This window comes from bacterium, from assembly GCA_019637795.1.
Classification (GTDB): domain Bacteria; phylum Desulfobacterota; class Binatia; order HRBIN30; family CADEER01; genus JAHBUY01.
On the sequence record JAHBUY010000003.1, the window covers coordinates 266,513 to 290,762 of the forward strand.

21 protein-coding genes are annotated in these 24,250 nt (G+C 72.6%); 15 read left to right on the plus strand and 6 right to left on the minus strand.

The window, feature by feature from the left end; all coding sequences use genetic code 11:
* Window position 1: 1 nt before the first annotated feature.
* The 7 genes from cysT (at window position 2) to cadA (ending at window position 8,646) form a co-directional block, all read left to right on the plus strand.
* Entirely contained in the window at window positions 2–829 is an 828-nt protein-coding gene (gene cysT / locus KF840_11205) for a sulfate ABC transporter permease subunit CysT (GenBank protein MBX3025460.1), read from the plus strand.
* The gene (gene cysW, locus KF840_11210) at window positions 816–2,858 is read left to right on the plus strand and encodes a sulfate ABC transporter permease subunit CysW (protein ID MBX3025461.1); all 2,043 of its coding nucleotides are present in this window, start codon (window positions 816–818) and stop codon (window positions 2,856–2,858) included. The genes cysT and cysW overlap by 14 nt, the downstream gene beginning before the upstream one ends.
* A gap of 12 nt (window positions 2,859–2,870) precedes the next feature.
* On the plus strand, window positions 2,871–3,041 hold the full coding sequence (locus KF840_11215; GenBank protein MBX3025462.1) for a DUF2292 domain-containing protein: 171 nt from the start codon (window positions 2,871–2,873) through the stop codon (window positions 3,039–3,041).
* A gap of 104 nt (window positions 3,042–3,145) precedes the next feature.
* Complete coding sequence (locus KF840_11220; protein ID MBX3025463.1) at window positions 3,146–4,573, plus strand: porin; 1,428 nt, start codon at window positions 3,146–3,148, stop codon at window positions 4,571–4,573.
* 123 nt (window positions 4,574–4,696) lie between these two features.
* Window positions 4,697–5,743 carry a cysteine synthase A gene (gene cysK / locus KF840_11225; protein MBX3025464.1) on the plus strand — a complete coding sequence of 349 codons (1,047 nt, stop codon included), beginning with the start codon at window positions 4,697–4,699 and terminating at the stop codon, window positions 5,741–5,743.
* Entirely contained in the window at window positions 5,740–6,000 is a 261-nt protein-coding gene (locus tag KF840_11230; protein MBX3025465.1) for a hypothetical protein, read from the plus strand. The genes cysK and KF840_11230 overlap by 4 nt, the downstream gene beginning before the upstream one ends.
* 231 nt (window positions 6,001–6,231) lie before the next feature.
* Entirely contained in the window at window positions 6,232–8,646 is a 2,415-nt protein-coding gene (gene cadA / locus KF840_11235; GenBank protein ID MBX3025466.1) for a cadmium-translocating P-type ATPase, read from the plus strand.
* Window positions 8,647–8,710: 64 nt separating this feature from the next.
* On the opposite strand, the gene KF840_11240 is transcribed toward cadA, so the two are convergent.
* Complete coding sequence (locus KF840_11240; GenBank protein MBX3025467.1) at window positions 8,711–9,049, minus strand: 4Fe-4S binding protein; 339 nt, start codon at window positions 9,047–9,049, stop codon at window positions 8,711–8,713.
* A gap of 447 nt (window positions 9,050–9,496) precedes the next feature.
* Between KF840_11240 and KF840_11245 the strand changes: the two genes are divergently transcribed.
* The 3 genes from KF840_11245 (at window position 9,497) to KF840_11255 (ending at window position 11,835) form a co-directional block, all read left to right on the plus strand.
* On the plus strand, window positions 9,497–10,687 hold the full coding sequence (locus KF840_11245) for a lipid-transfer protein (protein MBX3025468.1): 1,191 nt from the start codon (window positions 9,497–9,499) through the stop codon (window positions 10,685–10,687).
* A 72-nt stretch (window positions 10,688–10,759) separates the two neighbouring features.
* Window positions 10,760–11,176, plus strand: a complete 417-nt coding sequence (locus KF840_11250; protein ID MBX3025469.1) for a Zn-ribbon domain-containing OB-fold protein — start codon at window positions 10,760–10,762, stop codon at window positions 11,174–11,176.
* Window positions 11,176–11,835, plus strand: a complete 660-nt coding sequence (locus tag KF840_11255) for a SurA N-terminal domain-containing protein (GenBank protein MBX3025470.1) — start codon at window positions 11,176–11,178, stop codon at window positions 11,833–11,835. The genes KF840_11250 and KF840_11255 overlap by 1 nt, the downstream gene beginning before the upstream one ends.
* Window positions 11,836–11,841: 6 nt before the next feature.
* On the opposite strand, the gene KF840_11260 is transcribed toward KF840_11255, so the two are convergent.
* The 5 genes from KF840_11260 to KF840_11280 all read right to left on the minus strand — a co-directional run bounded on the left by KF840_11260 (window position 11,842) and on the right by KF840_11280 (window position 17,662).
* A complete protein-coding gene (locus KF840_11260) occupies window positions 11,842–13,008 on the minus strand; it encodes a thiolase family protein (GenBank protein MBX3025471.1) in 1,167 nt (388 codons plus the stop codon).
* On the minus strand, window positions 13,005–13,445 hold the full coding sequence (locus tag KF840_11265; protein ID MBX3025472.1) for an OB-fold domain-containing protein: 441 nt from the start codon (window positions 13,443–13,445) through the stop codon (window positions 13,005–13,007). Before KF840_11265 ends, KF840_11260 begins: the two co-directional genes overlap by 4 nt.
* A 63-nt stretch (window positions 13,446–13,508) precedes the next feature.
* On the minus strand, window positions 13,509–13,982 hold the full coding sequence (locus KF840_11270; protein ID MBX3025473.1) for an FKBP-type peptidyl-prolyl cis-trans isomerase: 474 nt from the start codon (window positions 13,980–13,982) through the stop codon (window positions 13,509–13,511).
* Between the two features lie 673 nt (window positions 13,983–14,655).
* Window positions 14,656–16,260 carry an AMP-binding protein gene (locus KF840_11275; protein MBX3025474.1) on the minus strand — a complete coding sequence of 535 codons (1,605 nt, stop codon included), beginning with the start codon at window positions 16,258–16,260 and terminating at the stop codon, window positions 14,656–14,658.
* 67 nt (window positions 16,261–16,327) lie between these two features.
* Window positions 16,328–17,662, minus strand: coding sequence for a C69 family dipeptidase (locus KF840_11280; protein ID MBX3025475.1), 1,335 nt, complete (start codon window positions 17,660–17,662; stop codon window positions 16,328–16,330).
* A 36-nt stretch (window positions 17,663–17,698) separates the two neighbouring features.
* On the opposite strand from KF840_11280, the gene KF840_11285 reads away from it, so the two are divergent.
* From KF840_11285 to KF840_11305, 5 genes are all read left to right on the plus strand, one after another.
* Window positions 17,699–18,505, plus strand: a complete 807-nt coding sequence (locus tag KF840_11285) for an enoyl-CoA hydratase/isomerase family protein (protein MBX3025476.1) — start codon at window positions 17,699–17,701, stop codon at window positions 18,503–18,505.
* An 85-nt stretch (window positions 18,506–18,590) separates the two neighbouring features.
* Window positions 18,591–19,736 carry a 3-isopropylmalate dehydrogenase gene (locus KF840_11290; GenBank protein ID MBX3025477.1) on the plus strand — a complete coding sequence of 382 codons (1,146 nt, stop codon included), beginning with the start codon at window positions 18,591–18,593 and terminating at the stop codon, window positions 19,734–19,736.
* Window positions 19,733–21,760 carry an aldehyde dehydrogenase family protein gene (locus KF840_11295; GenBank protein MBX3025478.1) on the plus strand — a complete coding sequence of 676 codons (2,028 nt, stop codon included), beginning with the start codon at window positions 19,733–19,735 and terminating at the stop codon, window positions 21,758–21,760. The genes KF840_11290 and KF840_11295 overlap by 4 nt, the downstream gene beginning before the upstream one ends.
* A complete protein-coding gene (locus KF840_11300) occupies window positions 21,754–23,001 on the plus strand; it encodes a Rieske 2Fe-2S domain-containing protein (GenBank protein ID MBX3025479.1) in 1,248 nt (415 codons plus the stop codon). Before KF840_11295 ends, KF840_11300 begins: the two co-directional genes overlap by 7 nt.
* A 58-nt stretch (window positions 23,002–23,059) precedes the next feature.
* A complete protein-coding gene (locus KF840_11305) occupies window positions 23,060–24,145 on the plus strand; it encodes a hypothetical protein (protein ID MBX3025480.1) in 1,086 nt (361 codons plus the stop codon).
* Window positions 24,146–24,250: the final 105 nt, after the last annotated feature.

A 24,250-nucleotide genomic window follows, 5' to 3' on the forward strand; every position in this document is an offset into this window, starting at 1 on the left:
CATGTCGGACGTCAACCGCCGCGTGCTGCCGGGGTTCGGCCTCAGTCTCGGCTACGCCTCCACGTACATGGGCCTGCTCATCATGCTCCCCATCGCCGCGGTGCTGGTGAAGTCCTCGAGCCTCGGCTGGGAGGAGTTCGTCAGCGCGGCGTGGTCGTCGCGGGCGCAGGCCGCCTACGCGCTCACCCTCGGCGCCTCCTTCGTCGCCGCGTTGGTCAACATCCCCTTCGGCATCCTCATCGCGTGGGTGCTGGTGCGCTACGAGTTCCCCGGCCGGCGGGTGCTCGACGCCATCATCGACCTCCCCTTCGCGCTGCCGACCGCCGTCGCCGGCCTGGTCTATTCGAGCCTGTACGTGGCGAAGGGCTGGTTCGGCCGCTTCCTCGTGCCGCTCGGCATCCAGGGCGCGTACTCGCGCCTGGCGATCGTCCTGGTGCTGACCTTCATCGGCCTGCCCTTCATCGTCCGCGCCGTCCAGCCCGTCCTCGCCGACCTGGAGGCCGAGGTGGAGGAGGCGGCGGCCTGCCTCGGCGCGACCCGGCTGCAGACGTTCTGGCGCGTCCTGCTGCCGATCCTGCTGCCCGCCACCGTGACCGGCTTCGCGCTCGCCTTCGCGCGGGGCATCGGCGAGTACGGCTCGGTCGTCTTCGTCTCCGGCAACATGCCCTTCAAGACCGAGATCGCGCCCGTGCTGGTGGTGGCTTCGTTGGAATCGTTCCACTACGCCGACGCCGCCGCCATCGCCGTCGTCATGCTGGCGATGTCGTTCTCGCTGCTGTTCGCCATCAACATCCTCGAAAGGTGGACCAAGCGCCATGGCTACGCCTGATTCCACGGCCGTCCGCCGCGCTCAGGAGGATCCGCAGTTCGTCCAGGGAGTGCTGATCGCCCTCTCCGTCGCGGTCGTCGGCGTCCTGATCGTGGCGCCGATCGTCAACGTCTTCTACGAAGCCCTCGGCAAGGGCCTCACCGCCTACTGGAACGCGCTGGTCAACGACGCCGATACGCTGGCGGCGATCCGCCTGACGCTGATCGTCGCCCCGACGGCGGTGGTCCTCAACGTCGTCTTCGGCGTCGCGGCGGCGTGGGCGATCTCGCGCTTCCGCTTCCGCGGTCGGACCCTGTTCACCGCCTGCATCGACCTGCCGTTCGCGGTGTCGCCGGTGGTCGCCGGCCTGGCGCTGATGCTGATCTTCGGCCTCCAGGGCCTGCTCGGCGAGTGGCTGCGCGCGAACGACCTCAAGGTCGTCTTCGCGACCCCCGGCCTCATCCTCGCCACCGCATTCGTCACCTTTCCGTTCGTCGCCCGCGAGCTGGTGCCGGTGATGGAAGCGATCGGCGCCGAGGAGGAGATCGCCGGCGTGAGCCTCGGGGCGCGCGGCTGGCAGATCTTCCGCCGCATCACGCTCCCGAACATCAAGTACGGCCTGCTCTACGGCGTCATCCTCTGCAACGCACGCGCCATGGGCGAGTTCGGCGCCGTCTACGTGGTCTCCGGCCGCATCACCGGCCAGACCGACACCCTGCCGCTGCGGGTCGAGAAACTGTTCCAGGAGTACAACATGCCGGGCGCCTTCGCCGCCGCCTCGCTGCTGTCGTCGCTCGCCCTGGTGACGCTGGCGGTGAAGACCGGCCTCGAGTGGAAGACCCGGCGCGATCTCGCGGCGCGGGTGCGCGAGGCCACCGACGACGGCGCCGGCGAGCTGGCGACGCCCGGTCAGTCACGACAACTACGGCTCGTGCAACGCGACAACGCGAGCGACGCCACCGGCGCACCGCGCCGAGAGGAGGGAGCCGGCGTGGGCATCTCGGTTCGCAACATCACGAAGAGGTTCGGCGACTTCGTCGCCGTCGACGACGTCAGTCTCGACATTCCGCACGGCTCGCTGGTGGCCCTGCTCGGGCCGTCGGGCTCGGGCAAGACGACGCTGCTGCGGATCATCGCCGGTCTCGAGAGCCCCGACGGGGGAGAGATCCACTACGAGGACGGCGACGCGACCAACCGTTCGCCACGCGATCGCAACGTCGGCTTCGTCTTCCAGCACTACGCGCTGTTCCGCCACATGACGGTGTTCGAGAACATCGCCTTCGGGCTGCGGGTGCGGAAGTGGCCGCGGGAGAAGGTCGAGGCGCGCGTGCACGAGCTGCTGCGCCTGATCCAGCTCGACGGCATCGGCCAGCAGGTGCCGTCGCAGCTCTCCGGCGGCCAGCGGCAGCGCGTCGCGCTGGCCCGCGCCCTCGCCGCCTCGCCGCGCGTGCTGCTGCTCGACGAGCCCTTCGGCGCCCTCGACGCCAAGGTCCGCACCGAGCTGCGGCAGTGGCTGCGCCGACTGCACGACGAGATCCACGTCACCAGCGTCTTCGTCACCCACGACCAGGAGGAGGCCTTCGAGGTCGCCGACCGCGTCGTGGTGATGAACCGCGGCCGCATCGAGCAGGTCGGCACGCCGGAGGAGGTCTTCGAGCGGCCGGCCAACGCCTTCGTCATGGACTTCCTCGGCAACGTCAACGTGTTCCACGGCCGCGTCGAGGGCGGCCGCGCGGTCGCCGGCGGGCTCGAGCTCGCCTTCCCCGAGTACCCGCACGGCGAAGCCAAGCCCGCCACGGTCTACGTGCGGCCGAACGAGCTCGAGATCGACCGCTATGCCAACGGGCCGTCGAGCCTGCGCGCCGAGGTGCTGCGCATCAATCCCGCCGGCATCGGCGTCAAGGTCGAGCTGCTGGTGCGCGACTTCGGCGTGCCGATCAACGTCGTGCTCACCCCGGATCGCCACAGCGAGCTGCGGCTGAGCACCGGCGAATCCGTGTACGTGTTCCCCAAGCGGGTGCGCGTCTTCGTCCAGGACTATTCGATCTGAGGAGGAGGAGAGATGACCAACGCGGTCCGAACGCCACAGGAGGATCCACGCGCCGCGCAGGCGCTCGACAGGGTGCGGGACGCGCTCGCCGAGTTGCGCTACGGCACCGTCACCGTCGTCGTCCAGGACGGCGTCGTGGTGCAGGTCGAGCGCACCGAGAAGGTCCGCCTCGCGCGCCCCTGACGCGACGTGTTTCGTTTCGCCAACCCGACGACGGGAGGCCCCATGCCACCCCTCGCCACTGACCGGATCACCGGAGGTGCGCGCATGACGACCAGGAGAACACCATGCGACTCACCCGGTATCTCGTCATCCTGGCCGCCCTGGCCCTCGCCGGCGCGGCTGGCGCCGCCGGTCCGGCGGCGGAGGAGACGACCCAACAGCGCATCGACCGCCTCGAACGCGAGCTGAAGGAGCTCAAGACCGACACCCAGAAGCTCGACGCCACCAACAAGCAGCTCCGGACCGACACCCGCAAGCTCGAGGTCGCCAACGAGGAGGCGGCCAAGCTCAAGCCGATCGCCGGCTGGGACAAGGGATTCTTCCTCCAGTCGCCTGACGGCGCCAACAAGATGACCGTCGGCGGCTACGTGCACTTCGACGGGCGGTACTTCATCAACGGCAGCAACTCCGGCGTCTCGCAGTTCCTCCTCCGCCGCGCCCGTCTCGACCTGCGGGGCAAGTTCCTCAAGTACTACGAGTTCCGTTTCATGCCCGACTTCGCCGGCGGGCAGGTGGTGATCCAGGACGCGTACCTGAACGTCAACTACGTGCCCTACGCCCGGATCCAGGCCGGCAAGTACAAGACGCCGTTCGGCATCGAGCGCCTGCAGTCCGCCAACGCCCTCGTCTTCATCGAGCGCGGATTGCCCAACAACCTGGTCCCCAACCGCGACCTCGGCTTCATGCTCTGGGGCGTGCCGTTCTACGGCGCCATGGAGTACGAGCTGGCGCTCCTCAACGGCACCGCCGACGGCGGCAGCAACAACGGCGACGTCGGCTTCGGCGACGACAAGACGTTCGCCGGCCGCCTCTTCTTCCAGCCGCTCAAGGACGGGCAGTGGGAGTGGGCGCGCGGCCTGGGCGCCGGCATCGCCGGCACCATCGGCATCCGCAAGGGATCGCTCTCCACCCCCGGCCTGCCGCAGTACAAAACCGACGGCCAGCAGAACTTCTTCACCTACGTGACCAACAGCCCGCCGACCGCCGCCGGCACGGCATACGCCAATGGCTACCAGTGGCGCATCTCGCCGCAGGCGACCTACTACTGGGGACCCTTCGGCTTCCTCGGCGAGTGGGTGCAGTCGAACAACGACATCACCCTCAACAACAACACCGCGAACATCCGCGCCAATTCCTGGCAGACCCAGATCTCGTGGGTGCTGACCGGCGAGGACAACAGCTACAAACCGATCGTCCCCGCCCACAACTTCGATCCGTGGACGTTCCTCGACGGCAACTGGGGCGCGCTCCAGATCGCCTTCCGCTATGCCGCGCTGAGCGTCGAGAACAAGGTCTACACGCTCGGGTTCGCCGACCGGAACAAGGCGGCGCGCGAGGCGGACTCGTGGGCCCTGGCCCTCAACTGGTCGCTCAATCCGATGGTGCGCCTGATGCTCGACTACGACCAGAGCACGTTCACCGGCGGCGCCAAGAACGGCGGCGACCGGCCGGATGAGGACGTGATCATGAGCCGAGTGCAGTTCGTGTTCTGAACAGGCTGTGACGCCGGTGGGCGGTCGGGCTGCTCGGCACCCTCCCCCCTCCCGGGCCACCGATCGCCCACCAGCGGCCAGCCTGGCTCACATGCGAACCGCACGTCGCGGACACGGATCGAGATGAACATCGCCCCCGACATCACCCACCTGATCGGCCACACCCCCCTGGTCCGATTGAACCGGGTGACGGGCGATCTCCCCGCCGAGATCGTCGCCAAGCTCGAGAGCCGGAATCCCGCGGCCAGCGTGAAGGACCGGATCGGCCTGGCGATGATCGAGGCGGCGGAGCGTGACGGCCGGCTGGCGCCCGGCCGCAACGTGCTGGTCGAACCGACCAGCGGCAACACCGGCATCGCCCTCGCCTTCGTCGCCGCCGTCAAGGGCTATGCCTGCGTCCTGGTGATGCCCGACACGATGAGCGAGGAACGCCGCGTCACCCTGCGCGCCTTCGGCGCCCGCGTCGTGCTCACGCCCGGCGCCGACGGCATGCGCGGCGCCGTCGCCCGCGCCGCGGCGCTGGCGAGCGAGATTCCCCATGCCGTCGTCCTCGGCCAGTTCGACAACGCCGCCAATCCAGCCGCGCACCGCGCCACGACGGCGGAGGAGATCTGGCGCGACACCGGCGGCCGCGTCGACGCCGTGGTCGCCGGCGTCGGCACCGGCGGCACCTTGACCGGCATCGCCCAGGCGTTGCGCGCGCGCCGGCGCTCGTTCCGCGCCGTCGCCGTCGAGCCCGCCGGCAGCCCGGTGCTCTCCGGCGGCCTGCCGGGCAGACACCGCATCCAGGGCCTCGGCGCCGGATTCATCCCCGACATTCTCGACCCGCAACTGATCGACGACATCATCCCCGTCGACGACGAGGACGCCTTCGTCATGGCCCGACGCCTGGCGCGCGAGGAAGGCCTGCTGGTCGGGATCTCCTCGGGAGCGGCGGTCGCCGCCGCCGTGCGCTACGCCGGCCGGCCGGAGAACGCCCGCAAGCTGATCGTCGTCATCATTCCCAGCTTCGGCGAGCGCTACCTCGCCACCGAGCTCTTCGCCCCCTACCGCTATGCGGGCAGCGACGCAGTGGATGATCTGGTGTGCGCTGACCCGCCGGCCGCCGATGCCGTGTCGCCGCGACGGCACGGCATCGCGGCCACCTCCGCCAGCAGGAGATTCCGATGAACGCCATGGCGCCATCCCCGACCCTCGTGCGCGCGGAGCTGGATGCCGCCGTCGCGCGCTACCTGTCGCTGGCGCTCGACGGCGCGGAAGCCGCCGTCCTGCGCCTCACCTTCGGTCTCGATGGCCCGCCCTGCTCGCTCGCCGCCGCGGCGCGCCGCCTCGGCCTGCGCCCGGCCGCGGCGCTGCGCCTGCAGCGACGGGCGATGCGCGCCCTGCGCCGGGCCGCGCTCGACGACCCGGAGTCTCCGACGATCTGAACCGGCCCCATCGCCCGCCCTGGTGAGCTCCGTCCGTGCCCCCCTCACGCGACGGCGAGACCACTCCCCCGGTCTCGGCCCGACTCACCGGGGCGGGCGACCCATCCACGACCGCGGTCAGGACGACGCCCCAGCCCGACCGGCCCGCGCCTGATCACCGTGGGGCGCCGTGGCCCCTGCGGTTCGGTCCGCCTTGCGCCGCGCCAGCCCTGCCGTATCCTGGCGCCCCCGATGAGCACCGATCGCGATCCCGTCTGCGGCATGCGCGTCGACCCCGCCGCGCCCAGGGGCGGGACGTTCACCCACGCCGGCGTCACCTACGGCTTCTGCAACCCGCGCTGCCGCGAGAAATTCGCCGTCGATGCCGCGCGCTACCTGCGGCCGCCCGAGGCACCGGCGGGGGCGCGCGCGCCGGCTGCCGCGTCCCGCTACACCTGCCCGATGGATCCCGAGGTGGTCGCCGATCACCCCGGGCCCTGCCCGCGGTGCGGCATGGCGCTCGAACCGCTGCGGCCCGCGGCGCCGACGGTCCGCGGCGAGTGGACGTGCCCGATGCATCCGGAGATCGTCCGCGACGCGCCCGGGAGCTGCCCGATCTGCGGCATGGCGCTCGAGCCGCGCACCGTCGGCGCGCTCGCGGAGGCGAACCCGGAGCTCGACGACATGCGGCGCCGCTTCCGCTGGTGCGTGCCGCCGGCGCTGGCGGTGTTCGCGCTGTCCATGTCGGAGATGCTGCCCGGCCGGCCGCTGCAGCACGCGCTCGGAAGCGCCACGAGCTGGCTGCAGATGCTGATCGCCACGCCGGTGGTGCTGTGGGGCGGCTGGCCGTTCTTCCAACGCGGCGCCGCGTCGCTGCGCTCGCGCCACTTCAACATGTTCACCCTGATCGCCATCGGCACCGGCGTCGCCTGGCTCTACAGCGTCGTGGCCACCCTGGCGCCGGCGCTGTTTCCGCCCGCCTTCCACGCTCACGGCGGCGTCGCGGTCTACTTCGAGGCGGCGGCGGTCATCGTCGTCCTCGTGCAGCTCGGCCAGGTGCTGGAGCTGCGGGCCCGCAGCCAGACCAGCAGCGCCCTCCGCGCCCTGCTCGGGCTGGCGCCGGTGACGGCGCGGCGGCTCGCCGAGGACGGCGGCGAGGCCGACGTGCCGCTCGATCAGGTGGCGGTCGGCGATCGCCTGCGCGTCCGCCCGGGCGAGAAGGTGCCGGTGGACGGCGTCGTGCTCGACGGCCGCAGCAGCCTCGACGAGTCGATGCTCACCGGCGAGCCGATCCCGGTGGAGAAGCAGGCCGGCGATCGGATCACCGGCGGCACGGTCAACGGCACCGGCAGCCTGGTCATGCGCGCCGAGCGGGTCGGCGCCGACACGCTGCTGTCGCGCATCGTGCAGATGGTCGGCGAAGCGCAGCGCAGCCGGGCGCCGATCCAGCGCCTGGCGGACGTCGTCGCCGGCTGGTTCGTGCCGGCGGTGCTGCTGACATCGCTGGTCACCTTCGTCGTCTGGGCCTGGCTCGGGCCGGAGCCGCGCCTGGCGCACGCGCTGGTCAACGCCGTCGCCGTGCTGATCATCGCCTGCCCGTGCGCCCTCGGTCTGGCGACCCCCATGTCGATCATGGTCGGCACCGGGCGCGGCGCCCAGGCCGGGGTGCTCATCCGCAACGCCGAAGCGCTCGAGGTGCTGGAGCGCGTCGACACGCTGGTGCTGGACAAGACCGGCACCCTGACCGAGGGGAAGCCGCGCGTGGTGCGGGTGATGCCGGCTCCGGGCGCGCGCGAGGGCGAGGTCATCGCCCTGGTCGCCGCGCTCGAGTTGGCGAGCGAGCACCCCCTGGCGGCGGCGATCGTCGCCTACGCGCGGCAGCAGGGCATCGACGTCCGCGGCCGGGCGACGGAGGTCGAGACCACGCCGGGCGAGGGCATCCGCGGCCTGGTCGACGGCCGGCGGGTCGCCGTCGGCACGACGCGCCTGTTCGCCCGGCTCGGCATCGACGACGCGCCGCTGCGGGTCATGCAGTCCAATCTCGACAATCGAGGGGTGACGACGGCGCTGGTCGCCGTGGACGGCGACGCCGCAGCGGTGCTGGCGATCCAGGATCCCATCAAGGCATCGACCCCGGATGCGGTCCGCGCGTTGCACGCCGAGGGGGTGCGCCTGCACATGGTGAGCGGCGATCGCAAGGCCGTCGCCGGGCAGGCCGCCCGCGAGCTCGGGCTCGATGCGGTGGACGCCGAGGTGCTGCCGCAGGACAAGGCGGCGATCGTCGCCCGCCTGCGCGCCGAGGGCCGCCGCGTCGCCATGGCGGGCGACGGCGTCAACGACGCCCCGGCGCTGGCCGCCGCCGACGTCGGCATCGCCATGGGCACCGGCTCCGACGTGGCGATCGAGAGCGCCGGCGTGACGTTGGTGCAGGGCGACCTGCGCGGCATCGCCAAGGCGCGCCGCCTCAGCCGCGCGACCATGAGCAACATCCGCCAGAACCTCTTCTTCGCCTTCGCCTACAACACCCTCGGGGTGCCGATCGCGGCCGGCGCGCTGTATCCGCTGTTCGGCCTGCTGTTGAGCCCGATGATCGCCGCCGCGGCGATGACCTTCTCATCGGTCTCGGTGATCACCAACGCCCTGCGTCTGCGCCGGGTGGCGCTCTGATCCGGCCGCGCGGCGGACATCGCCGCCGCGGCACGGGGCTGTTCCGTTCGCGCCCGTCGACGGCTCACGCGCGTTCGAGGCGGATGGCGTCCTCGGGGCATGCGACGACGCAGAGGCCGCACGCCTGGCAGCGGTCGGCGCGCGGCGTGTAGGCGGTCTGCCAGCGATGCGCCGTCGACTTGAGGCGGGCGAGCCAGGAGAGCTGGCGGTAGTCGGCGTCGTCGATGACCCGCACCTCGAACACGTCGTAGGGGCAGACCTCGAGGCAGTCGCGCTTGCCTTCGCAGCGGGCGTGGTCGACCTGCGGCCGCCAGGTTCCCGGCGCCGCCTTGCAGTCCTCGCCCGGCCGGTCGGGCTGTGCCGCCGCCCAACGCGCCCGCTCCGCCCCCTGTCGTCGTGCCATGCCCGCTCCCCGTCCGGTCACCTGTAGTCCGGAGCGCGCCCGCGTCGCAATCTGCGTCATGCCATGCGCGATGCCGCGAGCGGGAGTCGTCACCGCGACGACTGCAGACCGCTTGGTGCCACTTTGCTGACGATGATCGATCAGGTGACGCACCCGATGATGGGGCATCGGCAGTTGTATGACGGCCTTTCCCATCCGCCCCGGCTGGCACGCCCAGTGCTTTGACAGGAATCGCCCGTGGTGATGATGCGACGGGAGGTGTGGCGCGGTGGTTGGGTCCGGGTGGTGGATCGTGATGGGCGGTGGATCACCGGATCGCATCGGGCGGAGTTGGCGTAGGGGATCGGGCACGGTTCGAGCGGAGAGCCGGCGGCGTATCGCCGCCGCCGGCATCCCCCGCCGGGCGCGTTGACAGCGGCCCGCGGTGGCGATAGCCGAGCCCACCGCATGTCGCCCGCGCCTCTCTCGATTCGCGATCGCGCCGCCATCGTCGGCATCGGTCGCACCCCGTACAGCAAGCGCAGCGGGGTCACCGAGCAGCACCAGGCGGCGGCGGCCATCCTGGCGGCACTGGACGACGCCGGGCTGTCGATCGCCGAGGTCGACGGCATCGCCCGCTTCGACATCGAGAACGTCAACGAGCTGCAGCTCGTGTACGGCATGGGCATCCCGCACCTGCGCTTCTTCGCCGGCGTCCCCTCCGGCGGCGGCGCGGTCGCCGGGACGCTGGTGCTGGCGGCGATGGCCATCGCCACCGGACAGGCCAGCGTCGTCGTCTGCTACCGGGCGCGCAACCGCGGCAGGCAGTCGTCGCACGGCGCCAAGCCGCTGCAGGGCGGCCGGCCCTGGGCGAAGCACGCGGCGGCGCTCACCGACTTCTACCAGTACCACGTGCCCTTCGGGCTCATCACTCCGGCGCAGGAGATGGCGCTGATCTACCGCCGGCACATGCACGAATTCGGCACCACCACGGAGCACTTCGGCGCCGTCGCGGTGGCGCAGCGGGCGCACGCGGCGCGCAACCCCGAGGCGGTGATGCGCGAGCCGATCACGCTCGCCGACCACCAGGCGTCGCGCTGGATCGCCGAGCCGCTGCGCCTGCTCGACTGCTGCCTCGAGACCGACGGTGCCTGCGCGGTGGTGATGACCTCGGCGGAGCGGGCCCGCGACTGCCGCCAGCCGCCCGCCTACCTCCTCGCCGGCGCCCAGGCCGAGGGGCCGATTCACATCCAGATGGCGGACTACCTGGCGCACTGGCAGGAGAAGACCGCCGGCGCCGCCGTCGCCGAGCAGCTCTACGGCATGGCGGGCGTGACGGCGCGCGACGTCGACGCGGCGATGTTCTTCGATCACTTCAGCCCGGCGGTGATCCTCAGCCTCGAGGACTACGGCTTCTGCGCCCGCGGCGAGGGCGGCCCGTTCGTCGCCGCCGGCGAGCACGCCTGGCCGCACGGCTCGATCCCGGTGAACACGCACGGCGGCAGCCTGTCCGAGGCGTACATCCACGGCTACAACCACATCCTCGAAGGCGTGCGGCAGATCCGCGGCACCTCCCATTGCCAGGTGCCGGACTGCGAGCTGGTGCTGGTGACCAGCTCGAACACCGACCCGACCGGCGCCGTGCTGCTGCGACGATGACGACCACAGGAGCGCCGAGCGGCACACCGAGGATCACCGCGCACCGCTGCGCGCCTCCGTGGTGAGTGACCGATGGCTGAGATCCCCGTTCCCGTTCCTGTTCCCGACGCCGACAACCAGGGATTCTGGGATGGCTGCCGGCGCGGCGAGCTGCGGCTGCAGCGCTGTCTCGGCTGCGGCGCGTGGCGGCATCATCCGCGGCCGATCTGCCCGCGCTGCCAGAGCTTCGCCTGCGAGTGGGCGCTGGCGAGCGGGCGCGGCGTGGTGCACACCTTCACCATCGTCCACCGGCCGACCCTGCCGGCGTTCGAGGATCGGCTGCCGTACAACGTGATCGTGGTGCGGCTGGAGGAAGGACCCTTCATGGTCAGCAACCTGGTCGGCGGCAGCGCCGAGGACCTGCGCATCGGCGCGGCGGTCGAGGTGGTGTTCGAACCGCTCGACGACGCCATCTCCCTGCCGAAGTTCCGGCCGAGGCGCGCGCGGTGATGCTGCCGGCGATCCTGGTCGCCCTGCTGGTCGCCGCCACGGCGGCCGACGACACCGTGGTGGCGCGGGTCAACGGCGTGCCGATCACCGAGGACATGGTGAACGCGGTGGTCAAGAACGCGATCAGCGGCCGCGCCCACGAGCCGTCGAGCGAGGAGATCGCGAAGCTGAGCGATGCCGCGCTCGCGTCGCTGATCGACCTGGAGCTGCTCTACGGCGCGGCGCAGAAGCAGGGCATCACCATCAGCGAGGCGCAGATCGACGCCGAGGTGGCGCGCAGCCGCAAGCGGTTCGCCAAGCCCTCGGACTACGACGCCGCCCTGGCGCGCAGCGGCCTGACCATGGCCGAGCTGCGCGCCGACACCCGCAAGACGCTGATGGTCGACGCCTTCCTCACCCAGGTGGTGTGGAAGGACGTGCGCCTGCCGCCCGACGCGGCGCAGCAGTACTACGATCAGCACCGCGCCGAGCTGGGCGGCAAGCCGTTCGCGACCCTCAAGCCGGCGATCGAACGCTCGCTGCTCGACGATCTGCGCGCCCAGGCGCAGCGCGCCTACCTGCTCGAGCTCAAGAAGACGGCGCTGATCCAGCGCGGACCGCCGCCGACGGCGGCGCCGACCGCGCGGCCGACGCCGATCCCGCCGTCGCAGCCGTCGTGAGGCCGCTCACACGCGCTGCAGGATGTGGATCACGCAGACGCTGCCGCCGCCCATCATGTGGCACATGCCGAGGCGCGGCAGGTCGCCGCTCTTGCGCCGCACCTGGCGCCGGTCGGCTTCGCCGCGGAGCTGCAGCGTCGTCTCCCAGATCTGCGCCAGCCCGGTCGGACCGCCCGGGTGCCCGCGGGCGATGAGCCCGCCGTCGGTGGACACCGCGCACAGCGAGCCGCCGATCTCGAACGCCCCCTCCTCGATGTGCTTCTCCGCCTCGCCCGGCCGGCACAGGCCGACGAGCTCGTAGTACTCGAGCTCCTCGATGGCGAAGGCGTCGTGCACCTGCAGCAGGTCGAGATCCCGTGGACCGACGCCCGCCTGCTCGTAGACGGCGTTGGAGCTGTCGATGCTCATGCGCGCCGGGCCGACCACCGGGCCCTGGAAGATGTGCCCGCGCTCGTAGCGCTCGCTCTGCAGGGTGGAGGCGGCGATCTTCACCACCGGCCGACCGGGGCGCAGCTTCTTCGCCATCTCGACCGTGCCGACGATGGCGCAGGCGGCGCCGTCGCCGATCGGGCACGACATCATCTTGGTCAACGGCCACGCCACCATGCCGGAGCTCAACACCTTCTCCGCCGTGATGCGCTCCTTCGCCTGCCGCTGCGCCATCGGGTTCAGCGCCCCGTTGTTGAAGTTCTTGGCGGCGATGCGCGCCAGGTGCTCGGGCTTGGTGCCCCGCTCGTGCATGCGGCGGGTCGCCCACATGGCGAAGAAGGCGGCCGGGAGGATCGCGTCCTCCAGGTTCTCCGGCGCGGTGCCGGCGGTGCCGCTCTGGATCATGCTCGTCATCTTGTCGAAGCCGAGCACCATGGCGACGTCGTAGTGGCCGGCGGAGACCGACAGGTACGCCTCGCGCAACGCCGCCGACCCGGTCGCCGAGGCGTTCTCGATGCGCTGCACCGGGATGCCGGTGAGGCCGAACTCCTTGAGGATGCGGGTGCCGCTCATCACCTGGGCGAAGATGTGGCCCATGTAGGCGGCGTTGACGTCGGCGAACGTGAGCCCGGCGTCGTCGAGCGCGGCGAGCCCGGCGACCAACGACATCTCGGCGTTGGTCTTGCCGCTGTAGTAGGCCCCGAAGGGGTGCATCCCCACCCCGAGGATCGCGACCTCTCTCATGGACGAGCCTCCCCCAGCGGACGGAATCGGATGATCATGATGTCGGTGCCGCCGTCGTCGCGCAGCACGTCGAGCTCGCCCTGCACCGTCTGGCCCACCTGGAATTCAGGCTGCTTGCCGGCCAGCGGCGCCTGCACCCGCGGCCCCTCCGGCAGATCGATCTGGCCGACGCCATAGCCGTCGGCGTGCTCCATGTTGGTCGAACCGAACAGCGGCAGGTGCACGAAGGTGTAGCTGTAGAGCGTGCCGCGGGCGTCGAGCTCCACCTCGACGGTTCGACGCGACATGCACTTTCCGCACAGCGCGCGGCGCGGGTAGAAGAACTCGCCGCAGTCCTCGCAGCGGGTGCCGAGGAGCTTCGGCGGCTGCGCCGGATCGTCGGGAACGGTGAAGAACCCCGGCTTGATCGGCTGCCGGGGCCGTGGCGTCTCGGGCATGGATACCTCGCTGGTGATGTCAGCGCCGCGGCGGCGGCGCCGCGAATGGGCGGGCGGGACGGCTCATTGACGGCGCTCGGGCGGCTTGTCGAGCACCCTGACGAGCTCGACGTCGAAGATCAGGCGGGCGTTGGGCGGCACGATCGGCGGCACGCCCTTCTCGCCGTAGCCGAGCGCCGGCGGCACCACCAGGCGGCGCTTGCCGCCGACGCGCATGCCGCGCACACCCTCGTCCCAGCCGCGGATCACCTGTCCGGAGCCGAGCGGAAAGCCGAACGGCTTGCCGCGGTCGCGGGTGCTGTCGAACTTGGTGCCGTCGTCGAGCCAGCCGACGAAGTGGACGACGACGATCTGCCCGTCATTGGGCGTCGGCCCGTTGCCGAGCGCCGTGTCGGCGTACTGCAGCCCGGACGGCGTCGCGTGCCACTGCACCACCGACGGCAGCGGTGGGATGCCCTCCGCTCCCGGCGTCGGGTCGGCGCAGACGGGTCGCCCCCATAGCAACAGGGCGAAGACGAACAGGAGACGCGCGCGCATGTCGGGACTCGGATCGGTGCGGAGAGCGCGACTCTCCTAGCCGGGCCGCAGGCCGCGGTCAAACAGCCGTTTGGCGATCGGCGGCGCCTCGCCGCCGGCCCCCCGGGGGTGCGTGGGGGGGAAGGGAGCCGACGGCGCCGCTGACGCGGACCGCCGGCTCCCGGTGGGGGAAAGAGGGGGGAAACTACGCGGAACCGAGAAGCGGGGAGGGAAACGCCTTACGCAGCTTCGGGAAGCTGGAGCGACCGATGGAGGCGAACGGTGCGCAGAAGGTGCGTGAGCACTGCCACCGCCTCCTCGTCGGAACGCGCGGTGTCCTGCACGGCCGCGATCAACTCCAGCAGCGTCACTTGTCTCGTCTTGCCCATGAGCATACCCCCTGTCCGGTAATGGGTCGCGCGAACCCCAGACGCGCGCGCAACCCCTCCGAAGCGGCCGACCTCAGCCCCGCGCCTCGTCCTCTATCCGCCGCTCCAGCAGCTTGCCGTGATCTCATCATCGACGGCCAAACGCTGGAGCAGCATGCATGCCAACATGCTGCCGCCGCTGCTGGAACGCCTCGCGCATCGTGCGCCTTGCGCTGTGTCAAAAAATGACCCAGCCGCGGCGTCGCGGGAATGACATTTTTGGCCGTTTGCTGCGATCCGATGTCGGCGGATCCCGGGGGCGGGCCCTACCTCTGCGCCTGTTCGCGCAACAGGTACTTCTGGATCTTGCCGCTGCCGGTCATCGGGAAGGAGTCGACGAAGAACACCCGCCGCGGGCATTTGAAGCCGGCGATGGTGCCGCGGCAGAGGGCGATGACGTCCTCCTCGCTGAGTTGCGCGCCGGGCTCGCGGATGACGAATGCCACCGGAATCTCCGACAGGCGCGGGTCGGGGACGCCGACCACGGCGACGTGATTGATGCGCGGATCGGCGAGGAGCAGGCTCTCGACCTCGGTGGGGTCGACGTTCTCGCCCCCCACCTTGAGCAGGTCCTTGTAGCGGCCGAGGAAGCGCATGCAGCCGTCCGCGCGCAGCAGGCCCGAGTCGCCGGTATGCAGCCAGCCGTCGGCGTCGATCGTCTGCGCCGTCTCCTGCGGTTTTTTGTAATAGCCCTGCATCACCTGGTAGCCGCGGACGCAGATCTCGCCCACCTGCCCGGCCGGCAGCGTCGCGCCGCTCGCCGGGTCGATGATCTTGATCTCGTAGCCGGGGAGCGGCCAGCCGCTCATCGTCACCCGCGTCTCCTCGTCGGTATCGAGAAACGAGCCGGTGACGCCGACGCCGATCTCGGTCATGCCGTAGCCGGTCATGGTGCGCATCAGCGCCTGGGCGCGGCGGGCGATCGGCTCGCTCGACAGCATGCCGGCGGCGCAGACGCCGGTGCGCAGGCTGGAGGTGTCGCGCGACGGCCGCGACGGGTGTTCGAGCAGATCCTTGTAGTGGGTGTCGAAGCCGTTGATCATCGTCGCCCGCTGCTCCTCGATCAGGCGCAGCGCCTCGCCGGCGTCGAAGCTCGCCATCAGCACGTGGCGGGCGCCGGTGGCGGGCGACATCAGCAGCGCCTTGTACACCGCGAAGGCGTGGAACAGCGGCAGGTAGTCGAGGATGACGTCGGCGCAGGTGACGCCGAGGCGGTTGGCGTTGTCGAGGATGTTGCGGACGACGTTGTGCCCCTGCATCACGCCCTTGGGAAATCCCGTGGTGCCGGAGGTGTACATGATGTAGGCGGTGCCATCAGGATCGACGGCGGCGTGGCGCCGCGCCAGCTCGCCATCGCTCACCGCCGCGCCGGCGCGCAGCAGCGCGTCCCAGCCGGTCGTGCCGGCGATCGCCTCGCCGAGCACGATGACCCGGCGCAGCGCCGGTGCGGCATCCACCGTCAGCGCGCCGGGGCGCTGGTCGCGCAGGCCGGGCAGCAGCTCCTCGACCATGCCGAGGTAGTCGACGCCGTGCGCGCGGTCGGCGGTGATCAGCGTCGTCGCGTCGGATTGGGTGACCACGTAGGCCATGTCGCGGGTGCGGAAGCGGGTGTTGATCGGCACCAACACGGCGCCGATCCTGGCGATGGCGAAGAAGAGGAAGACGAACTCCGGCCGGTTGCCGAGCCACAGGCAGACGTGATCGCCGTGTTCGACGCCGGCCGCGATCAGGGCCTTCGCCGCGCGATCGACCTCGTCGCGCTGCGCGGCGAACGTCCAGCCCCGCCCCTCGAACCACAGCGCCTCGCGCTGTGGCCAGCGCTCGGCGGCGCGGTCGATCAGGTCCCCGAAACGCAGCTTCTCAATCCACATCGATCACCACGGAGGTCACGGCGGCGCGCTGAGGGCCTCGCTGCCCCTCCGTGGCCGCCGCGGTCGTTCAGCTCGCCAACTCCCCGATCAGCCGCTCGAGGCGTTCGAGCGCCAGCGCGACGTTGGCGTCCATGAAGCGGGTCAGCAGGCGCGCCGCGCTGTCGACCTGTCCGGCCCGGCGCAGGCGCACCGCCTTGTGCTCCACCTCCGCCGCCTCGCCGTCGAGCATCCGCTCGAACTCGTCCCAGAAGGCGCGCGCGTGCGGGGCGCGGCGCGGGACGTCCTGCTCGACCAACGTCAGGAGATGCTTGAACCGCCACCACGGCGCGTCCGGGGTCGGCTCGGCGCCGCCGCGCGCCAGCGCCGCCGGCAGCTCGCCGTCGACGTAGTAGGGCAGGAAGACGCCGGCGCACGGCGAGCCGAGGCTGCCCCAGTAGCGCAGCAGGTCGTCGCGGTCTTCGGGCAGGCGGGCGATCATGCTGGCGGTGGTGGTGCCGACCGGATCGGCGTGCATGCAGACGCCGAAGTAGCGCTCGTCGTCCGGGGCGTCCGCCGCGCGGTGCGCGGTGGCGCCGTAGTGGTCGCGCAGCGCGGCGCGCAGCGCCGCCGGCGTCAGCCGGCCGCGGCCGGCGGCGAGCAGCTCGCAGGTGCGGCGATGACGGCCGTTCGAGACCACCGCGGGCGCGGTCGCGGTGTCGCGGTAGGCGGCGGCGAAGTCGAAGCGGCCGCCAGCGTCCTCCGGCCACCAGCCGTTGGCGATCGCGTGCTCGATGGTGTCGTCGGCGAGCCCGTCCCAGTCGGCGCCGATCGCGAGGTGGTTGCTGGCGCTGTCGACCTCGCGCGCCCGCCGCACCGCCCAGCGGCGGTCGGAGGTCTCCACCAGGTAGGCCTCGCGGCGATCGGCGACGAGGAACGAGTTGTGGTACGGCCAGTCCTTGTCGGCGTAGCCGGACCCGCCCTGCCCGTACGCCGCCGCCAGGTCGGTGATCACCTCCACCGCCCGTGCCGCGCTCGCCGCCCGCTCGAGGCCGAGGCGCACCAGGTCCATGCCGATCAGGCCCGGCGCGCCCAGGGGATCGCGGGTGAAGACGGTATGGTTGCCGATCGCCACCCCGTGCTCGTTCAGCCCGTGCTCGAACCCCCAGCACCAGTACGGCCGCGAGCCGATGAGCCGGGCGGTCGCCGCCACCTGCGGAATCTCGATGTAGGTGCAGCGCAGCCGCGCCCCGGGCGGGTGCCGGCGCGCCGGCCGCTGCAGCAGCGGCTGCGGCTCGGCGGCCGGCCGGTCGCTGTTCTTGGCGAACAGCACCGCGCCGTCCGCCGTGGCGGCGCCGAGGGCGACGAGCGAATCGCAGGCCACGCGCGGGGTCTCGACCATCGCCGCGATGCGTTGCATACGCATCGGGTTATCTCAATCGCGCCGCGGACGGAGGACGTCGTGACCTACCAGCAGATCACCTACGAGGTGTCCGAGGGCATCGCCACCGTCACCCTCAACCGCCCCGACAAGCTCAACGCCTGGACGCCGATCATGGGCGGCGAGCTGGTCGACGCCTTCCGCGCTGCCGACCGCGACCCCGGCGTGCGCGCCGTGCTGTTCACCGGCAGCGGCGAGCGCGCCTTCTGCGCCGGCGCCGACATGGGCTTCTTCGCCGAACAGATCGCCGCCGGCGGCGGCACCGGGTCGAGCGGCGGCAGCGGCGGCGGGCCGTCGCGGGTCGAGGACTTCCCGCAGCTCATGCGCAAGCTGGCGAAGCCGACCATCGCCGTCCTCAACGGCTACGCGCTCGGCATCGGCGCCACCATGCCGCTGCTCTGCGACCTGCGTCTGGCCTGTCCCGAGGCGCAGATCGGTTTTCTCTTCTCGCGCATGGGCGTCATGGCCGAGCTCGGCTCGACCTACCTGCTGCCGCGCATCGTCGGCACCGCCCGCGCCTGCGAGCTGATGCTGACCGGCCGTCGCTTCAGCGCCGCCGAGTGCGAGCGCATGGGCCTGGTCAATCACGTCGTGCCGCGCGCCGAGCTGCTCGACGCCGCGCGCGCCATCGCCCGCGAGGTCGGCCAGTGCGCGCCGCTGTCGATCGCGATGACCCGCCAGGCGATCTATCAGGGGCTGGAGAACAGCTTCGAGTCCCAGGTCCGCTTCGAGGGCTACGTCCTCGACCACCTCTATCGCACCGCCGACCACGCCGAGGCCGTCGCCGCCTTCCGCGAGAAGCGCGCCCCGCGATTTTCCGGACGATGACCGCGATCGACGAGCGCCGGCGCAGGCGCCACCCGCGATGTTGACCCCGTCGACCAGCCTGGCATAAGGCGCCGCAGGAATCGCCGTGGCTGATCGTGTCGCCTCGCCGCGTGGCGCAACGCGGTGCCTGACGCAGAGCCTGCCCGGGTGGCAGCCCCGCTCGCCGCACGATCCCTGCATCGTCGGGGTGCTCCCCGGCGAGGGCATCGGCCCCGAGGTCGTCGAGGCCGCGCTGCTCGTCCTCGATGCGGTGACCCAGGCGAGGCGGCTGCCGATCACCATCCTGCGCGCCGCGGCGCCGGCCGGCGGCCGCCAACGGAGCTGGCTCAGGGGCGAGGGCTTCGACTTCTGCGAGCGCGTGTTCGCCGGCGCCGGTGCGCTGTTCTGCGGCCCGCTGGGCGGCCGCGCCGTCTACGAGCTGCGCGCCCGTTTCGATCTCTACTGCAAGCTGGTGCCGCTGCGTCCGACGGCGGTGCTGGCCGACGCGGCGATCGTCCGCCCCGAACGGCTGACGGACGTCGACGTGTTGATCGTGCGCGAGAACCTCGGCGGCGTGTACGCGGGCGAGTTCGGCCGTCGCGATGGCGGGCGCGTCGCCTACCAGACCTTCGCCTACCACAGCGACCAGATCGAACGGATCGTGCAGGTCGCGGCGCGGCTCGCGGTGGCGCGCCGCGGGCGGTTGACGGTCGCCGGCAAGGCGGGCGGCGTCCCCGAGGTGAGCGCGCTGTGGCGCGAGACGGCGGAGGCGGTGGCGTCCGAGCACGGCCTGGCGGCCGAGTTCCTGGAGATCGACAACGCCAGCTACCAGCTCATCGCCGATCCGCGACGCTTCGACGTCATCCTGGCGCCGAACTTCCTCGGCGACATCCTCGCCGACTCGGCGACCGTGCTGCTCGGCTCGCGCGGCATGTCGTACTCCGCCAACTACGGGCCGGACGGCCGCGCCGCGTACCAGACAGGCCATGGCGCGGCCCACGATCTGGCATCCCTCGACCGCGCCAACCCGGTGGCCCAGATCCGGTCCGCCGCCCTGATGCTGCACGAGACCTTCGGCCTGGAAGACGCCGCGTGCTGCATCACGGACGCCGTCGAGACCGTGCTCGCCGCCGGCTGGCGTACCCCGGACATCGCCGGCCCGGCGAGCCGCGTCGTCGGCACGCGCGAGCTCGCCGAGCGCATCGCGCGCGCAGCCGAGGATCTGGCGAGCGGCACCAGGAAGATCGCGTGAGCGCGCCGGGCCCGCGCACCGCCCTCCTGCTGGTCGACCTGCAGCACGACTTCCTCGAACGCCCCGGGCTGGTCCCATCCGCCGACGCGCTGTGCGCGCGCGCCGCCGCCCTGCTCGCCGCGGCGCGGCGGCAATCGATCCCGGTCGCGCACGCGCACACGCTGATCGGCGCCGACGGCGCCGACGCCATGCCGCACTGGCGGCGGCTGGGCCGTCTCGCCTGCGTCGAGGGAACACGCGGCGCCCTGGCGCCGCCGTCGCTCGCGCCGGCCGACGGCGAGCTGGTACTGCGCAAGCGCTTCTTCAGCGCCTTCGCCGATCCGCGGCTCGAGCCCTGGCTGCGCCAGCACCGGGTCCAGCGCCTGCTCGTCGCCGGCGTCTATCTGCACGGCTGCGTGCGCTCGACGGCGCTCGACGCTTACGAGCGCGGCTACGCGGTGGCGGTCGCCGACGATGCGGTCGGCAGCACCGAACCGCTGCACGCGGAGTTGACCCGCGCCTGGCTCGGCGAACGCGCCGCCACCTTCGCGCGCACCGACGCCCTGCTCGCCGAGCTCGCGCCCGCCGCCGCGCCGGACGCCGCGGCGACGCGTCTGCCGGCCGCGGTGATCGACGCCCGGCCGCGCCCCGCCGGCCCGGCGCACGCCAGCGTCCGCCACCGCAATCCCTGCCGCACCGCCGAGGTCCTGGCCGAGGTGCCGCTGGCCGGAGCGCCGGAGATCGCGGCCGCCGCCGCGTCGTGCGCCGCGGCGCAGGCGGACTGGGCGCACGTCGCCCCCGCCGTCCGCGCCGATCTCCTCGAGCGCTGGGCGGACGACCTCGCGGCGCAGCGCGAGCGGCTCACAGCGCTCGTCGTGCGCGAGGTCGGCAAGCCGCGGCGCGCCGCCGCGGAGGAGGTGGAACGCGCGGTGGCGCACGCGCGCGTCGCCGCCGAGGTGACGCGCGCCACCGCGGATGCGTCCCGCCTCGCCGCCGGCGTCGCGGCGCGCCAGCGGCCGCTCGGCGTGGTCGGCGTCATCACGCCGTGGAACAACCCGCTGGCGATTCCGGTCGGCAAGCTCGCGCCGGCCCTCGGGCTCGGCAACGCCGTCGTGCTCAAGCCCGCGCCCCAGGCGTCGGCGACCGCCCTGGCCCTGCTCGAGAGCCTGCACCGGGTCGGCCTGGCGGCCGGGCTGGTGAACGTCGTGCTCGGCAACGGCGCGACGGCGCGCGCCCTGTGCGGCGAGTCGCGCATCGCCGCGGTCTCGGTCACCGGCTCGATCGCCACCGGCCGCGTCGTCGCCGGCCTCTGCGCCCTCGGCATGAAGCCGCTGCAGGCGGAGCTGGGCGGCAACAACGCGGCGATCGTCCTCGCCGATGCCGACCTCGAACGCGCCGCCCACGATCTGGCGCGCGCCGCCTTCGCCTTCGCCGGACAGCGCTGCACCGCGATCCGCCGCATCGTCGTCGAGGCATCGGTCTCGACGCGCTTCACCGAGCTGCTGCGCGACGCCGTGGCGGGGCTGGTGAACGGCGAGCCGGACGACCCGGCGACCGAGGTCGGACCGCTCATCTCGGTCGAGAAGCGGGCGGCGGTGATGGCGGCGATCGAGCAGGCGATGGCGCGCGGCGCGCGGCGGCTGATCGGCGGCGACGTGCCGCCCGCCCTGGCGCACGGCGCCTGGCTGGCGCCGGCGCTGCTCGCGGGCGTCGACCCGCGCGATCGCATCGCCCAGGAGGAGACCTTCGCCCCGCTGGCGCTCATCCTGCCCGCCGCCGATCTCGAAGCCGCCTTGGCGATCGCCAACGGGGTGCCGCACGGCCTGGTGATGAGCGTGCACACGCGCGACCCGCGCCGGCGGGCGCGCGTCCGCGACGCCGCCGAGGCCGGCATCCTGCAGTTGGGCGGCGGCCCGCTCGCCGTGCATCCGCGGGCGCCGTTCTCGGGCTGGAAGGCGTCCGGCATCGGCCCGCCCGAGCACGGCATCTGGGACGCGGCCTTCTACTCGCGCGCGCAGGCGGTGTACGGGGACGATCCGTGCTGACCCGCGAGCAGCAGGAGACCCTCACCCGCGTCGGCGCCGGGACGCCGGCCGGCGAGCTGCTGCGGCGCTACTGGCATCCGGTGGCGGCGAGCGTCGAGCTGCGCGCCGGAACCGCCCTGCCGGTGCGCCTCCTCGGCGAGGATCTGGCGCTCTTCCGCGCCGGCGACGGCGCGCTCGGCCTGCTCGACGCGCGCTGTCCGCACCGCGGCGCCTCGCTCGCCCACGGCGTCGTCGACGACTGTTCGCTGCGCTGCGCCTACCACGGCTGGCGCTTCGACGCCGCCGGCGCCTGCCTCGAGGTGCCGACGCTGCGCGGCGACGCGGCGGGCCTGCGCGAGCGCGCCCGCACCCGCGCCTACCCGACGCAGGAGCTGGGCGGGCTGATCTTCGCCTACCTCGGCCCGCACCCCGCGCCGCTGCTGCCGCGCTACGACCTCTTCGTGTGGGAGGGCGTGCTGCGCGACATCGGACGCGCGCTGCTGCCGTGCAACTGGCTGCAGATCATGGAGAACAGCGTCGACCCGACGCACCTCGAGTGGTTGCACGGGCATCACCTCGGCGCCGCCCGCGCCGCCGCCGGGCTGCCGGCGCCGAGCCGCTACGGCCGGCGCCACGAGGAGATCGGCTTCGACCTGTTCGCGCACGGCATCATCAAGCGGCGCCGGCTCGCCGGCGGCAGCCGCGACGACGACGACTGGCGCGTCGGTCATCCGCTGGTCTTCCCCTGCATGGTGCGGGTCGGCGCGCAGCGCCAGCATCGCTTCCAGATCCGCGTGCCGGTGGACGACACCCACACGCTGCACTTCTGGTACTCCTGCTACCGGCCGCGCGATGGCGCGACGGCGCCGCCGCAGGAGGCGGTGCCGGTCTACGAGGTCCCGTTCCGCGACCAGCGCGGCGCCTTCCTGCTCGACTTCGTCGACGGCGGCGACATCATGACCTGGCTGACCCAGGGCGCGATCGCCGACCGCACGCGCGAGATGCTGGTCGACACCGACAGCGGCATCGTCCTCCTCCGCCGCCTGCTGTTCGAGCAGATCGAGCGCGTGCGCGCCGGCGAGGATCCGCTCGGCACGGTGCGCGCGCCGGCGGAGAACCACATCATCGAGCTGCCGCAGGAGCGCGACAAGTACGGCGCCGGCGACACCTTCCTCGCCGAATCGATCGCCATGAGCCACGTCCGCTACAGCCCGCTGCGGCGCGAGATCCTGGCGCTGCTCGGCCTCGCGGCGGAGGGCTGACGGTCTGCGCATCCTCTGCTACGCGCAGCACCTGTCGGGCGTCGGGCATTTCGTCCGCATGCACGCCCTCGCCTGCGGCCTGAGCCGGGAGCACGAGGTCGAGCTGGTCGACGGCGGCCGCCCGGTGCCGCGCGCCCCCGATCCGCCCGCGCTGCGGCTGCTGTCGCTGCCACGGCTGGCGCGGGCGGGAGGCCGACTGGTCGCGCTCGACGGCGGCGCGCCGGTCGCCGCCATGCTGGCGGAGCGCGCCGACATCCTGGCGCGCGCCATCGCGGCGCGGCCGCCCGACGCGGTCCTCATCGACCACTTTCCGTTCAGCAAGTGGGAGCTGGCGGCGGAGATCGCCGCCGCGATCGCCGCGGCGCGGCGCGGCAATCCGGCGGCGCGGATCTTCTGCTCGCTGCGCGACGTCGCGCCGCGGACGCGCCACGAGCCGGCCGACGCCGCGGCCTACGCGGCGCGCGTGCGCGACGAGCTGCGCGCCGGCTTCGACGGCGTCCTGGTGCACGCCGATCCCGCCTTCACCCGCCTGGAGGAGCACTTCGCGCCCGCCGCCGCGCTGCCGGTGCGCGTCGCGTACACCGGCTTCGTCACCCCGCCCCCGCCGCCCCTCGCGGCGCCGCCCTCGCCGCCGGCGGCGGTGCTGAGCTGCGGCGGCGGCGCCGGCGCCCTGCCCTTCCTGCTCGCGGCCAGCGCGGCGTTCGCGCGCCTCGCCGCCGACGGCACGACCGCGGCGATGCCGCTGCTCGTCTTCGCCGGCGGCTTCGCCACGCCCGCCGATCTCGCCCGACTCGCGGCCGTGGAGCGCGAGCCGATCCGCCTGCGCGGCTTCGGACCGGAATTCGCCGCCGCCCTCGCCGGCAGCCCCCTGTCGATCAGCCGCGCCGGCTACAACACCTGCGCCGCGCTGCTGCGCGCCCGCACGCGCGCCGTGCTGGTGCCGGATCCGGCCATGTCCGACCAGACCTACCGGGCGCGGCGCTTCGCCCAGCTCGGGCTCGCCCAGGTGGTCGAAGGCGACCCGCCCGCGGTGGACGCATTGGCCGCGGCGATGCGCGCCGCGCTCGCCGCGCCGCCGCCGCGGCACGCCTTCGATCTCGACGGCGTCGCCCACACCGAGACGGCGATCGCCGCTTGGCGCTGAACACGCCGCCGGCCCTCCCGGCACGGCGGCCCCGTGCCCGCGCGCCGCTCGGGTCGAATCCGGCGAGCCCTTCGAGAAGCAGCCCGCATCCACCGCATCCCGAAG